The organism is Bacillus sp. IBL03825, assembly GCF_024712505.1.
Classification (GTDB): Bacteria; Bacillota; Bacilli; order Bacillales; family Bacillaceae_G; genus Bacillus_A; species Bacillus_A wiedmannii.
Window position 1 is genome coordinate 3710641 of record NZ_JAMXKE010000001.1, and the last position, 13609, is coordinate 3724249.

General features: G+C 32.6%; 14 protein-coding genes. 3 read left to right on the forward strand and 11 right to left on the reverse strand.

What is annotated here, in order from left to right; genetic code table 11:
• Window positions 1–28 precede the first annotated feature (28 nt).
• From NHG49_RS18925 to NHG49_RS18935, 3 genes are all read right to left on the reverse strand, one after another.
• Complete coding sequence (locus tag NHG49_RS18925) at window positions 29–346, reverse strand: hypothetical protein (RefSeq protein ID WP_064475052.1); 318 nt, start codon at window positions 344–346, stop codon at window positions 29–31.
• Window positions 347–664: 318 nt separating this feature from the next.
• Window positions 665–1240, reverse strand: coding sequence for a histidine phosphatase family protein (locus NHG49_RS18930; RefSeq protein ID WP_064469414.1), 576 nt, complete (start codon window positions 1238–1240; stop codon window positions 665–667).
• Between the two features lie 30 nt (window positions 1241–1270).
• A complete protein-coding gene (locus NHG49_RS18935) occupies window positions 1271–2086 on the reverse strand; it encodes an alpha/beta fold hydrolase (RefSeq protein ID WP_064469413.1) in 816 nt (271 codons plus the stop codon).
• Between the two features lie 438 nt (window positions 2087–2524).
• On the opposite strand from NHG49_RS18935, the gene NHG49_RS18940 reads away from it, so the two are divergent.
• Window positions 2525–5245: a bifunctional diguanylate cyclase/phosphodiesterase gene (locus NHG49_RS18940; RefSeq protein ID WP_258126428.1), complete on the forward strand. Its 2721-nt coding sequence runs from the start codon at window positions 2525–2527 to the stop codon at window positions 5243–5245.
• A 99-nt stretch (window positions 5246–5344) separates the two neighbouring features.
• Here the strand turns inward: NHG49_RS18940 and NHG49_RS18945 are convergent, their stop codons facing one another.
• From NHG49_RS18945 to NHG49_RS18960, 4 genes are read right to left on the reverse strand one after another with little or no spacing between them, the layout of a single operon-like run.
• Window positions 5345–6409: an undecaprenyldiphospho-muramoylpentapeptide beta-N-acetylglucosaminyltransferase gene (locus NHG49_RS18945; protein WP_064475050.1), complete on the reverse strand. Its 1065-nt coding sequence runs from the start codon at window positions 6407–6409 to the stop codon at window positions 5345–5347.
• A gap of 48 nt (window positions 6410–6457) precedes the next feature.
• Window positions 6458–6778, reverse strand: a complete 321-nt coding sequence (locus tag NHG49_RS18950) for a DUF6572 domain-containing protein (RefSeq protein WP_064475049.1) — start codon at window positions 6776–6778, stop codon at window positions 6458–6460.
• Between the two features lie 25 nt (window positions 6779–6803).
• Complete coding sequence (locus NHG49_RS18955; protein ID WP_064475048.1) at window positions 6804–7715, reverse strand: SDR family oxidoreductase; 912 nt, start codon at window positions 7713–7715, stop codon at window positions 6804–6806.
• Entirely contained in the window at window positions 7712–8698 is a 987-nt protein-coding gene (locus NHG49_RS18960) for a UDP-N-acetylglucosamine 4,6-dehydratase family protein (RefSeq protein ID WP_064475047.1), read from the reverse strand. Before NHG49_RS18960 ends, NHG49_RS18955 begins: the two co-directional genes overlap by 4 nt.
• A gap of 310 nt (window positions 8699–9008) precedes the next feature.
• Here NHG49_RS18960 and NHG49_RS18965 point away from each other — a divergent pair, with 310 nt between their 5' ends.
• Both NHG49_RS18965 and NHG49_RS18970 read left to right on the forward strand, forming a co-directional pair.
• A complete protein-coding gene (locus NHG49_RS18965; RefSeq protein WP_064469407.1) occupies window positions 9009–10187 on the forward strand; it encodes a DUF2515 domain-containing protein in 1179 nt (392 codons plus the stop codon).
• Complete coding sequence (locus tag NHG49_RS18970) at window positions 10150–10563, forward strand: CBO0543 family protein (protein WP_222660175.1); 414 nt, start codon at window positions 10150–10152, stop codon at window positions 10561–10563. The genes NHG49_RS18965 and NHG49_RS18970 overlap by 38 nt, the downstream gene beginning before the upstream one ends.
• Before the next feature lie 22 nt (window positions 10564–10585).
• On the opposite strand, the gene NHG49_RS18975 is transcribed toward NHG49_RS18970, so the two are convergent.
• The 4 genes from NHG49_RS18975 to pdxR are packed head-to-tail and all read right to left on the reverse strand — an operon-like array spanning window position 10586 to window position 13548.
• Window positions 10586–11011, reverse strand: a complete 426-nt coding sequence (locus NHG49_RS18975) for a YfmQ family protein (protein ID WP_064469405.1) — start codon at window positions 11009–11011, stop codon at window positions 10586–10588.
• Between the two features lie 21 nt (window positions 11012–11032).
• Window positions 11033–11704 carry an LrgB family protein gene (locus tag NHG49_RS18980; protein ID WP_048545914.1) on the reverse strand — a complete coding sequence of 224 codons (672 nt, stop codon included), beginning with the start codon at window positions 11702–11704 and terminating at the stop codon, window positions 11033–11035.
• Between the two features lie 23 nt (window positions 11705–11727).
• The gene (locus NHG49_RS18985) at window positions 11728–12084 is read right to left on the reverse strand and encodes a CidA/LrgA family holin-like protein (protein WP_000878487.1); all 357 of its coding nucleotides are present in this window, start codon (window positions 12082–12084) and stop codon (window positions 11728–11730) included.
• 30 nt (window positions 12085–12114) lie between these two features.
• Window positions 12115–13548 carry a MocR-like pyridoxine biosynthesis transcription factor PdxR gene (gene pdxR / locus NHG49_RS18990; protein WP_064469404.1) on the reverse strand — a complete coding sequence of 478 codons (1434 nt, stop codon included), beginning with the start codon at window positions 13546–13548 and terminating at the stop codon, window positions 12115–12117.
• Window positions 13549–13609 lie beyond the last annotated feature (61 nt).

Consider the following 13609-nt stretch of genomic DNA (forward strand, 5'->3'; position numbering starts at 1 on the left):
TTTTTATCTCACAATTTAAGAATATATACTACTCATTCACAATAAATGTATATATATCATCATAAATACAACCATTTACTTTAATAACATACTTCCCTGGTTTACTAAAACGAATTGTGTATTTATTTAACTGAATTGCTTCTTTATCTCCAGAAAGAATATCAATACTTCTACCACTCAATACATAAAATGCACTTTGATTCATCGTTACATCAATTGCATTGAAATTTTCTTCTTTTACCTGCTGGGTTTCCGCAGCGCTTACACTTGGTTCTAAAAATAGTAGTCCACTTAATCCAACCGTACCTGCTAAAGCTACTCCCGCAAACTTTTTAATCTTTTTCATCACATTGTCCTCCTTATAAATTTTGTATAAAGGTGATTTTCCCCTTTACACCACAAAGCCTATATGTAATGAAATGAAAAGTAAACGGGGACCGTAAGACAAAATTCTACATCTTTTTTTCCAATTGAATAGAAATCCAACGTTTGGAGTTTTGTCACATTTAAAATTGTTTCCTTAAACCAACTTCCATTTATATTATTCAGAAATTGAATAATTACTTATTAATTTAACATTCTAAAAATAGTTGATAAAAATGCATTCTATAAAAAAGAGTGTGTTTTATAAGTACAAATTAAAACACACTCCATATATGCAGTTTCATTCTCCTATCCATAATCTTTCTACATTCATGAATTGCTCCTCTTTAAATTCCAACTTATATATGTCAGGCTTTGATGTATGTATTAAAAATTCAAACCCATATTGGTTATTGAAGTAATTCATCATTAATGTCATTACAAGTCCATGTGTGCCAATTACAATTTTTTGTCCTTGAAAATTCATTAATATTTTCTTTAACATTTTCACTACCCTTACCTGACAATCCTTATATGACTCTCCTTCTGTTAGTGCAAAATCCGGATCAGAGAACATCTTCTTTACAAGTGGATACACCTCTTTATCTGATATAATCTTATCCTCACTTAAAAACATACACTCTTTGAGATTCTCATATACTACTACTTCTTTTTCATAGAAATCGGCTGATTTTTCTATCGTTAACACAGCCCTCTTATACGGACTTGAAATGAAAGTATCGATTCCCTCTGTTTTTAATATGTCTGTTACTCTGTGAGCGTCTAAACTTCCCTTTTCAGTTAAACCACGTGTTCTTTCACTCCCTTCTAATTTTGATGATTCACCGTGCCTAACCATATAAATATATGTATTCATACTTCCTCCTTGAAAATATTCATTCGTTTTTTATAAATTTTGTTGTTTTGTTCGTGTAATCCATTCTCCTACTAAACTCTCGAATAGTTCAGGCTGTTCAATTTGCAAATTATGTCCCGCCATATCAAGCACCGCTAATGTTGCTCTTGGATAATCTTCAATAATTTCTATAATATCTCGATAACCTACCGATATATCTTGTCTTCCTGCTAATAAAAGAACGGGTTTCTCATATTTCTTTCGGTGAAACTCCATAGTAAGAGAATAATTTTTTTGCAACCTTTCAATAAATTCATAATTAGCAACATCTAACCCCGGCTTAATTTCTTCTTTAAATCGTTTATATGTATATTCATTTGCTACCACTGCTAACTCGCTAAATTCTTTTCTTTCGGTAGAAGTTAACGTATTTAAAAACTCCTTATCTTGTACAATTATCTGTTTATCCGGTAAACGTCTTTCTTTTTGCAGCGCAACAACCACAGGACATATTAATAATAATCCATTGACTCTCTCAAACATTTTTGAAAGTATCCCTCTAGCTAAATATCCGCCGAAAGACTCTCCTACTAGTAAAAAATCTTTCTTTGGAATGATTTCTTCAATAAATATAGTTAACACTTCTAATATATGATCTGAACTATTTATCCAATCTGGAGCGTTCGACTTTCCCATTCCAGGTAAATCAATATATATTCGTTGATAACCTTCATATTTTTGAAATACTGATTCCATACATTTCATCATTAACCTATGATCCGGCGCACAGCCATGTATGATAAGGACCGGTTTCCCCTCTCCAACAATTTCATAGTATATTTCCGCACCTTTCATTCGCCATAACATAAAAAGTCCTCCCTATTTAGTGAAAATACTATCCACTCTGTAAGAATACATGTTCTTATTTTATATCCATTTGTAACATTTTTACAAATGTTAATTTTCAGATTAAAAATAAAAACCTTACTTAAAATAGCCTATAACAATCAAAAGATCAGCTAGAAAGAGGATTCTCATCATTTTATATGCAATTGTGCATCTCCACTTACAAATTACTAAAAAACCTTTACAATTCAAAGGATGACTAAATATACAATTTCCATTTAAAATCTTGATGAAGTACATATTATCAAACTCAATATTTTTCAATTTTAAGAAGTATTAAACTCTTCAATAGTTTCCTTATAAACAAGATTTTTACAAGGAAATCTGATACAATTCTTAAATAATATTATTATGTATAGATATTACGAATATAGTGCATAATTAAAGAAGGTGATTTCATTGAAATTAAATAAAAATTTACAACTATGTATATTAATCGGAACATTAATATGCTATTCAATCTATTTTATATTTTTTTATCTGTTCCCTACTCATTTTTCAAATTCGGATGTACGCTTCGCTTCACTTATCGTTGAAGCCATTACATTTGTATCACTAATTTATTCTATATATTCTAAAAAAGTCAGTTCAAATCCATTTTGGGTATGTATCACAATAGCAATTGGGAGTTTTTTATTAGGAAAAATAGTATATACATATCAAGATAGCTTCTTCGAAATTCCAATACATCGTTTTACTATTTCTGATGTATTTTACATGTTTTTTCTACTCTTTTGTCTTATCGCTTTCAGTTATAAAATTTTAAAAGAATGCGATAAATGGGAAAAAGCGTTCTTTATTTGTGATATATGTATAGTACTTACTTCCATATTCACATTAGAGTGGTATTTATTTAATCAGCCAAATTTAAATATATTCTCTCTTTCACTAGGAGATGTATTCCTTTCATTTCTATATCCAATTGCAGATTTATTATTTCTTCTACTAGGCGTTAGTCTCTTTTTCCGTCCGACAATTTTTAATTCTAAACGGAAGATTTATATCTTTATTTTTGTATTAATAAGTTCTGCAACTTTTAACTATATTTACTTTTACTTAAATAACCATTTATCAACTGAAACGATAACATTATTACGTCTTTTATATAGAATACCTATATTATTTATTGCAATAGCTGGATCTATTTCAGCAGATCGTAATAGCCATAAAAATTATTTCATTGTTAACCCTATAATAGGAAAAAAGGCTTTAGTTGTATTTCCCTATCTTGCTGTTGCAATACTAATTGGGTTTACATTAAAAGAACAAACATCATCTTCAACTCTCATTACAGGAAATTGTATTACTTTTATTTTCGTACTCATTCGTCATTCTATTGTACGTATGCAAAACAATTCCCTAACGAAACGTTTACAGGCATTTAATGCGCAACTAGAAGAAAAAGTGACTTTACGGACTTCTGATTTAGTTCATAAATCAGAGGCTCTATCTCAAAAACAACAAAAGTTTAAATCGTTATATGAATATCACCCTGATCCTATTTTTACAATTGATTTACATGGCGTATTCTTAAATGTAAATCAAGCCGGGAGTATACTACTTGAGGCACCAACGAACGAGTTACTCGGTGAAACATGTTTTTCGATTATTTTAGATGAAGACAAACATAAACTAACATCTGCATTAGAAAAGGTGAAACAACAAGAATCGGCATACTTACAACTAAGTTCTAAATATAAAGATGGTTTTACTTATTTCTTATACGTTACCATCGTCCCTATTATAATAGACGGACAAATTTCAGGAAGCTATATTATGGTAAAAGATATTACCGCACTAAAAAAGCAACAAGAAGAAATAAAGTATTTAGCATTCCATGATACTGTAACAAAAATTGGAAACCGTGCCTTTTTCCATAAGAAATTAAAAAGAGTTATAAAACATGCTAAAACGACAGAAAGCGAGTTTGCATTATTATATTTAGACTTAGATCGCTTTAAAGCGATTAACGATACACTTGGACATTCGGCAGGAGATCACATATTAGAAGAAGTAGCGAAGCGATTCCAATCATGTCTTCCATCACATACTCATCTGTCAAGAATCGGTGGCGATGAATTTACAATCTTAATTGAAAACTATACTGACGAAGATTCCTTATTCGATTTATGCAACCAGTTATTTGAATGCATGGAAAAACCGTTTGTCATACATGAGCATACATTAACTTTATCACTTAGTATCGGCATCGCTATTTATCCACATTCCGGAATCGATACCGCTACACTTTTGAAAAACGCTAATGTTGCAATGTATGATGCAAAGGCAAAAGAGCTTAACTCTGTCTCTATTTATGACGATGTAATCGCTAAAAAAATTGAAAGACGATTACGATTAGAAAAAGATTTACCAAACGCAATACAAAATGAAGAATTGTTCCTTTTATATCAACCTCAAGTAGATAGTGAATCTAATAAAATTATCGGTGCAGAAGCTCTAATCAGGTGGAATCATCCTGAATTAGGCGTTATTTCTCCATACGAATTTATTCCGATTGCAGAAGAAACACTACAAATTATTCCAATAGGAAAATGGACATTGCAGCAGGCTTGTGAGCAAATGAAACGTTGGCACACACTCGGATATTCTCATTTGAAAATTGGTGTAAACTTATCTGCTAAAGAATTTGAACAAGAAGATTTTGTAAAGTCTATTTCTTCTACATTAGCAACTACATGCTTACCGGCAAGTTCTCTCGACCTTGAATTAACAGAGCGCATTGCAATGATGGATGAGCGAGAAACATTGATAAAGCTCCGCACACTAAAGAGTTTAGGAGTTCACATTTCAATCGACGACTTTGGTACAGGTTATTCTTCACTAGCGTATTTACCTTTATATCCAATAGATACGTTAAAAATCCCAAGAGAATTTATAACAATGTCTGAAACGTGTGAAGATGGAATGGAAATTATTAAAACGATTATCACATTAGCACATACATTAGAAATGTCTGTCATTGCTGAAGGTGTAGAAACGAAAGAACATGTGAATTTCCTTCAAAAAAATAAATGTCAGTTTATTCAAGGTTACTATTATAGTAAACCTATCCATACTCATGCATTTACTGAGCTATTAGAAATCGGTATTCACCCATAGTATATAGCTAATATGGATAAGTAATAATGAATTTGAACAACTATAGTAAAAAGGAAAGAAGATACCTTCTTTCCTTTTGTTTTTTTATTTAAATTTCTATTACTTCACCACTTCATTTATTATATCTATTAATTGACGAATCCCCTCATCATTTGTTTTCTTATATCCATTCATGTTTTGAATATATCTCTCCTTATTTGTATGCAACTTATTTATTGCATGTATGAATACATTCGTACTTATTCTGTCCTGGAGTATAACTTCCGCATATCCTTGCCGAGAAAAATATTCAGCATTTAAAACTTGATCTCCCCTACTGGAACTGTTAGTTAACGGGATAAGCAACATCGGTTTCTTCAAAAATAGCAATTCAGAAATAGCAGTAGAACCCGCTCTAGAAACTACAACACTCGCCATATTTAGTATATGCGGCAACTCGTCCCCTATATACTCAAATTGCATATAACCCTCCATACCAATAGATGAATCCACCTTACCTTTACCGCACATATGAACAATATTAAAATTTAATAGTAATGTTTCCAAACTTTCCCTTACCATATCATTTATCCACTTAGCACCTTGACTCCCACCCATAATTAACAATACTGGTTTATCTTGCTGAAATTTACAATAGCTTCTTCCCCGCAATACGTTGCCCCTCTCAATTTCTTCCCTTACAATTGGTCCTACATAAACCTTCTTCTCATTACTGACAGTTTCTCCTGTCTGAGGGAATGTTGTGCATAGTTTTGTAGTAAAAGGTAATGCTATTTTATTTGCTAATCCTAACGTACTATCTGGTTCACGTATTATTACAGGCACTTTATTCATCCACGCTCCTATTACTACAGGAACGGACACAAATCCTCCTGCCGAAAAAACAACATCTGGTTTTATTCGTTTCATCAATTTATAACTTTGTATGCAACCTTTTATTATTTTAAAAGGATCTTTAAAGTTCTCCCAATCCCAATATCTCCTAAGCTTCCCCGTTGAAATACTATTGTATTTCACATTTTGAACTAATAGTTTTTCAATTCCATTTTGAGATCCAATATACTCAACTCCCCATCCTTTTTCCATAAATTTAGGAATCAATACCATATTAATCATTACGTGTCCGGCTGTACCGCCCCCAGTAAAGAGAATCTTTTTATTCATAATTTATATCCACCTTTATCATTAAAAATCTTGTTTTATACTAATCTATTAAATGTAAGTAAACTTACTATTATTTATATAAACATGTAACTCAAATCCTATATCTTGCAAAAAATCTTTAATGAGATCATAAAAATCATTTCCATACTCACTACATTCATAATGAGCAAAGACTTGAATTACATGCCTAGTTCCTGGACCTATTACTGGATTTTTCCTATCATCCTTTTTACCTTCCACATAGGCTCGACATTTATTTATCGCCTCATAGATACACAAAACATGCTCTTCCTCATCTTTCCAGTCCAGCGTATCAACAATTAAAAGAAATAGCGTATTTTGATTATCTATTGTTTTATAGCCATTCATATATTTCTTACACCCTTTTTATTTTTCATTGAATGCAGATTTCACTACACTTCGCATACTCGAGTACATCTTTTAATGATTGATGGAATTGAATTTCTGGGAGCCAACCTAACCTTTTTATATCCTCTATTACTAAACTCTCATTTGATTCGCTCCCACTATGCTCGGCTTCTTTTATGGAAAAATTCAGCTGTGTTAATTCTTTGTATTGTTCTAGTACATCTAATAAAGATCGTTTCACTCCTGACCCGACATTATATTGTTTTCCATTTATCCCATCTCGTAATAACACATGATACGCTTTAACCGCATCACGTACATCTAGAAAATCCCTACTATCTTTCAAACTGTTTACTTCAATAATTGCTTCACTTTTGTTCGACTCTATAGTTATCATTTTTTTTGCAAGAATAGAACAAATACCATTCGATACTCCTGGACCAATTAAATTCGAGGGCTTTGCAATGATAATATTTGAATTCATTAATTCACTCCACGCCTCTGCAATAATGATTTGCATCGTTTTACTTAAACTATATGGATTTGAAATTTTTATTTTGTTCATACTATCTGCTTGCAAAGCAGATCCTATAACCAATATCCTACAATGAGGTGCTTCTTGCTTAATTGCTTCTAATAAATATAATGTCCCTATTACATTAATCTCTACATATTCAAGAGCGGCTGTCCAAGACTCTATGACCGAATTCTTTCCTGCTAAATGCAATACATAATCTGGCTTTATTTGTTTCATTACCTTCATTACTTCGCTCTTATTAGTTAAATTACAAGTAATACCATTCCCAATTATTTCTCTATGCGCACGATTTTGAAACATGGGAATTACATGAAAACCCTGCTCTAAAAAATATTGGCAAGCATGGCGTCCTGTGAAGCCATTTGCACCAGTTATTAAGAGCTTCGCATTTTTTTTCATCGTAAAAACCCTCCTTTTAATAACATTTGTTTCACCTCGTGTTTTGCAAGTAAGTCTTGTTGAGAACTAAAACTCTTCACATCTACTAGCGGATAACTAGTATAATATTCTTGCAGCCCTTCTATAGGAATAGTCGGTAGTACCACAAAATAATTTTGATCAAAGCTTATACTTGTTTTACTCTCTACCTCAGATAAAAGCATTTCACTTAATTTTTCACCCGGCCTTATCCCTATCTCTTTTAACTTCACGTTTTCTTTTTTTGAATCTTCAATTAACACTTCTGCTAAATCTGTTATTTTACATGCTGGCATTTTCATGACAAAGATTTCTCCACCTCTACCTTGATATACGGCTTTAAATAACAATCCAACAGCATCTTCAATCGTTAAGAAAAATCTAGTCATATTTGCATCGGTAATCCCTACTTGTGAAGATTTTTTAATTTGGTTTTTAAAAAGTGGTACCACACTTCCGCTCGTCCCTAAAACATTTCCACCACGAACACAAATAAATTTTGTTTTCTTCGTTTGCATATTCGCATGAACCATTAACTTCTCACCAATTGCTTTTGTCATCCCATACGTATTTGATGGGTCAGCTGCTTTATCCGTTGAAACATATATAACTTTCTCAACTTGCATCTGTATAGATGCTTCAATTACATTTTGTGTACCATGTATATTAGTTTTTATAGCTTCATAAGGATAATACTCACATACTGGAACATGTTTTAAAGCTGCAAGATGGAATACATAATGTACACCTTGGCATGCATAGGCTATTTGATCTTTATCACGAATATCTCCAATAATAAATTTTAACCTATCATCATTTATAAACTGTTGCTGCATTTCAAACTGAACCGTTTCATTTCTTGAAAAAACCCTAATTTCTTTCGGGGATTTTTCTAATAGTTGTTTTATAAGTTCATGTCCCCACGAACCTGTACCACCAGTAATTAAAATTATTTTATTCAGCATCTCTTTTCCTCCTACCAAACATTTCAATTCATATAGTATTTATAAAATTTATTGAATTATTTTCAATTGATTTAAATCATAATCGTCGTTTGTTACATTTAATTGACAAAATAAAAAAACAGAAACTATTAAAAATAGTTTCTGTTTTTTTATTTCACCTCACAACAGTAAGATTTTTTATACTTTTTGCATGATAACTAAACCTTTGTAAAAAACACCGCTCATTTATTTCTTATACTCGTAATAAAATAAATAGAATGATTCATAGCCAATAATCATGTTTAAATTTATGAAAAATGGAGGTAACGGAATGTACCGAAGCAATTCAAATCATACAGATAACGGACCTTCCAAAGCACTGCCTCTCTCCCTATTTGATGTAAAAAATGAATTAAAACAAAAAAGCAAACTCATACATTCTGGCACGATGTATAAATTAACGAAAGAAGAGCAACTCATCATCAACAACATAAAAATACAAACAGAACAACTAAATAAAAATAATGTGACAAGAACACGCGCATACTACCAATTTTACATTCAATATCCAGAAATACATTGGGCACTACTTGGGCATATGGTATCACGTAACGGCGGTTGGAATATGACTGATTTAAAGGGCGATTTATATACGAAAATTTTATCAGAGAAAGATCAAATCACATTTTTTTCTTTTTTAGAAAGAGGAAATTGGCTTATTTTCCAAGATGTATATCCTCAATTTCTGCTTTATGAACAAAGTGTAAAAAGAGCACAAAAGCTATTTCACCTTCTCCCTCACCTAAATGTTTCTACATTTATGGAAACGATGTGGAACGATTTTTGGAAAACAGGTAACAAAAAAACATTAGCTATTGCAACTATTATTAATGAACAAAACTACTTAGAAAAAAGAGTGATTCAAAATATACAATTTAAAAAGACTGTACTTAATAGTATTGGATTTAAACTCTTTGATTTCTTTCAGTTTAATCATATCCTTTTCCCATTCTACGAAAATGATAAGAAACACAAAGTATTACTATTTGGTGATACAATGAAACATTTTACTTCCTTACACGAACGAATCTTAATTGGAAAAAGGTTGTATTCATTATTATTTCGAGACACACATGTTTTATCTCAAATAATAAGCTGGGCCCAGCACCATCCGCATACAGGATCAAGGAAAGATTACTGGCCCCATTTATTCTCAAGTGTAAATGAATCTTTTTCCCGTGAGTTTTATAAACGTCGAATAAAGAAATGCCAGTTGCGTACTGGCACCTATCGTATATACAGTCCTGCACTTATCTATGCATGGCGAGATATGAAGCATGAAGAAGTTGACAGTGAAGATTGGTTTACGGACTGGCAAGTTGTAAATTACTTAGTAGATAAGGAGGAAAATATAAATGGACAAATTACAGAAGACTACTGTAAAACACTCGAAAAAATTGAGTTGGCAATTCTTGCAAAGAAAAACGTCCTCCTTCGAGAAGAAGAATGATTTTCTAGCATTAGCAGTTACAATCTTACTCTCTTCTATTATCGGCACTTGCTTAGATGCTTTCTTTGTTGCAAAACAAATCTATTCCTTTCCCGTTAGACCATTCTCATCCATATTTTCAGTTAACATTGGCTTTACTTTGTTTGTACTACCGATTTTAACAACGCTTTTCATACAAATTTCAAAAACATTATCTGCAGTTTCTAGAATTTTATTTATTGTTTCAATAGGTATTTGTGCTAGTATTTTTGAACAGATTGCAGAAAGATTCGGTTTCTTTATTCATAGCGTAGATTGGAATCATACATACTCTTTATTTGGCTATATGATTTTCTTTTCTTTTATTTTGAAAACATATCATTTCATACAAAAATAAAGAGACCATAATCGATCTCTTCTTAAGCATAATCTTCAGTTATTGTTAATGATATAGGATTTTGAAGACTTTTTGAACGTAAACGATAGGCAACGATTTTCTTCTTATATTGCTTGATTACATCAACATGTTCCTCATGGCTATACAGAGAAAATCTAATCTCTTTATTCCCTTTCTTCGTATTAATAACGATTGGTGTTCCTTCCCCGTGCGGTGGGAAATAATGTTTATCTAAAAATAAAGCCTCATTAAATTCATGAATAACTTGTAGTTTCATTTCTCCCACTATATTTTTTCCATCTATCGATATAGAGGTATTCTCTTCTTCAAGTTTTTGATGCAATTCAAATCTACTAATAATTGATTCTACAACAGAAGTTGGCATACTAGAAACTAGTACTTTAAGAGCGCCAAAAATAAATAATGTAACTATAAACCATGTTGTCATTTTCATCATCTCCATTATATTTTAAAATATAAATTTCGTTCCATAAGGTATAAATATACTAATGAGTATTCCGGTTACAATCATCGTCACTGAACCGATCGTCGCCTCTTTCTCGCCTTCCTTCACGAGACGGCTCACACCAATAATATGTGATGCGCAGCCCATCCCCACTCCTTTTCCAATCGTACTTGTTATACGGAAAAACTTAAGTACTGTTGGTCCGATAATAGCACCTGTTATTCCTGCTACAACTACAAAACTAGAAGTCATAGATGGAATACCACCAATTTGATCCGCTAATGAAATGGCGATAGGCATCGTCGCTAATTGCGGCAGTGTTGTTAATATGAGTTCCTTATCTATATTTAACATTCCGCCTATCACTACATTCATACTCGTTAAAGCCACTATACCTACCGCTACGCCGATAAGTATCGACAAAAAATTTTTCATAAGTATATTTCGCTCTTTAAATAAAGGTATCGCTAACGCTACAATTGCAGGACTCAATAAGCCGGAAAGAATGTCTCCCCCATTTTCTCTATACTCATGATGAGAAATACCCAAAATCAGAAATAAGCAAATCATACTTGCTGTAACTGTTAACACCGGTAACGTAAATGGAAACGGAATTTTTTTATATAACTTTGTCGCCAATACATACATTACTACAGTAATAATAATTAAGACCATTTGCATCTTGCACCTTGTCGATTTTATTTTTTTGATGCTACTAATAATTGACTTATATACCCTGAAACAATCAATGTTACTATTGTGCTTGCAACTACTAAAAGGAATATAACACTCCCCTTACTGAAAAGAAAAGACCCATATTCCATCAGCCCTGTTGTCGAAGGAATTAGAAATAACGGTAAAAATATAATTAACTTTTCCGCACCTTCCTCAAACCACTTTAATGGTAAAATACGAGTAGCAAGGAGTAAAAACAGCATTAACATCCCTATTAAACTTCCTGGCATTGATAAATGGAATACTTCCTGAATCCACGTACCAACTAAGCTAAATACATATAGCACGCCTACTTGAAGTAAAAGCGTCACGTACTTCATTTCTTTCCCTCATTTCAATATGCATCACTATTATGAAATCTCGTTTAATGTTTCCGCAAACCTCGTGATTCCCAGTTGAATTTGTTCGACATCTACTCTTCCAAAAGTAAAACGAATATATTCACTTTTAGTACCTAAAACACTTCCTGGGACAAACGCTACACCATTTCGTATAGATTCGCCTAATAAATGATATTCATCAAACGTTCCTTGCACTTTGCACCATAAATGTATTCCACCCTCTGGAACAAAAAATTCAACCTGGTCCCCCAATATTTCTTCGAGCTTTCTAATTAACACATCTCTTCTTTCTTTCAATTGTTCACGAAGCATTGCAATATGTGCATGAAAATCTGCTGATTCTAAAAACTGATTTGCCACCCACTGCGTAAATACACTATGGCCAAAATCAACTTGCTGCTTCGCATCTGCTAAACGTTCTATTACACGTGTAGGGCCAATTACCCAGCCAATACGTAATCCTGATGCAACAATTTTTGATAATGAACTTATATAAAGAACATTCCCGTTTTGATCCATTGATTTTAATGTTGGATTCACTTCTCCATTAAATGAAGTTAAACTATACGGATCATCTTCTACAATCGGTATCCCAAATTCAGAAGACAGTTCTAAAATTTTTTTACGTCTCGCCAATGAAAGCACAGTTCCCGTTGGATTTTGATAATCTGGATTCAAAAACACCATACGAATACGATGCTTTTTATGCAAATCAATTAAATCATCTGGATTCATTCCATACTGATCAACAGGTAAATGGAATATTTTTAAGCCAGCGGATTTAAACATCGGCAATGAGAAACAATACGAAGGGTCCTCAATTGCAATCGCATCGCCAGGTTTTAATAAGCATTGAACGATAAGATTAAGTGCCTGTTGTGCGCCAGATGTAATAAGGATAGAATTCGAATCCGCTTCAATTTGTTTATATTGCTGAACATGTGCTGCAATTGTTTTTCTCAACATTTCATTTCCAAGTGGATGGTCATAACCGAGGTTCCCCATAAATGTTTTCTCCGACAAAATCGTTCGGAATCTATCACTCGGAATTAATTCTGGTGACAATTCACCACTCGCTAAATTAATTAAGTCATCTTTTTGTGTTTCCGTTCTAATTTGTTGAACGAGTGGTACATTAGGTAAGAACGATCCATCCTCAACGTACCTACCCCAGTTCGGTATTCGTTTATGTGAAACACCCCATATGTCTGTATTTACCCGTGTTCCGCTTCCTTTTTGCCGTTCTACTACTCCCAGTGATTTTAATTCTTCATATGCAGCTACTATCGTACTTCGGTTCACCTGTAATTCTTTCGCTAACGTACGCTCAGAAGGTAACTTGCTGTCAGAAGGAAACTCACCTGAAGAAATACCCCTTTCAATATAATCCGCTATTTGTTTATATACAGGCGTCTTATCTGCACGATTTGGTTTCCATTCCACCTTCTTGCCCCTCTCAAAACGAAATATACTTGATTTCCTACTAACAGTATTGACTGTAATA

Coding starts and splice junctions, on each gene's coding strand:
- NHG49_RS18955 (WP_064475048.1), bottom strand. CDS start 7,715: ATGAAAAAAAATGCGAAGCTCTTAATAACTGGTGCAAATGGCTTCACA.
- NHG49_RS18965 (WP_064469407.1), top strand. CDS start 9,009: ATGTACCGAAGCAATTCAAATCATACAGATAACGGACCTTCCAAAGCA.
- NHG49_RS18975 (WP_064469405.1), bottom strand. CDS start 11,011: ATGACAACATGGTTTATAGTTACATTATTTATTTTTGGCGCTCTTAAA.
- NHG49_RS18930 (WP_064469414.1), bottom strand. CDS start 1,240: ATGAATACATATATTTATATGGTTAGGCACGGTGAATCATCAAAATTA.
- NHG49_RS18985 (WP_000878487.1), bottom strand. CDS start 12,084: ATGAAGTACGTGACGCTTTTACTTCAAGTAGGCGTGCTATATGTATTT.
- NHG49_RS18935 (WP_064469413.1), bottom strand. CDS start 2,086: ATGTTATGGCGAATGAAAGGTGCGGAAATATACTATGAAATTGTTGGA.
- NHG49_RS18960 (WP_064475047.1), bottom strand. CDS start 8,698: ATGCTGAATAAAATAATTTTAATTACTGGTGGTACAGGTTCGTGGGGA.
- NHG49_RS18925 (WP_064475052.1), bottom strand. CDS start 346: ATGAAAAAGATTAAAAAGTTTGCGGGAGTAGCTTTAGCAGGTACGGTT.
- NHG49_RS18950 (WP_064475049.1), bottom strand. CDS start 6,778: ATGAATGGCTATAAAACAATAGATAATCAAAATACGCTATTTCTTTTA.
- NHG49_RS18945 (WP_064475050.1), bottom strand. CDS start 6,409: ATGAATAAAAAGATTCTCTTTACTGGGGGCGGTACAGCCGGACACGTA.
- NHG49_RS18980 (WP_048545914.1), bottom strand. CDS start 11,704: ATGGTCTTAATTATTATTACTGTAGTAATGTATGTATTGGCGACAAAG.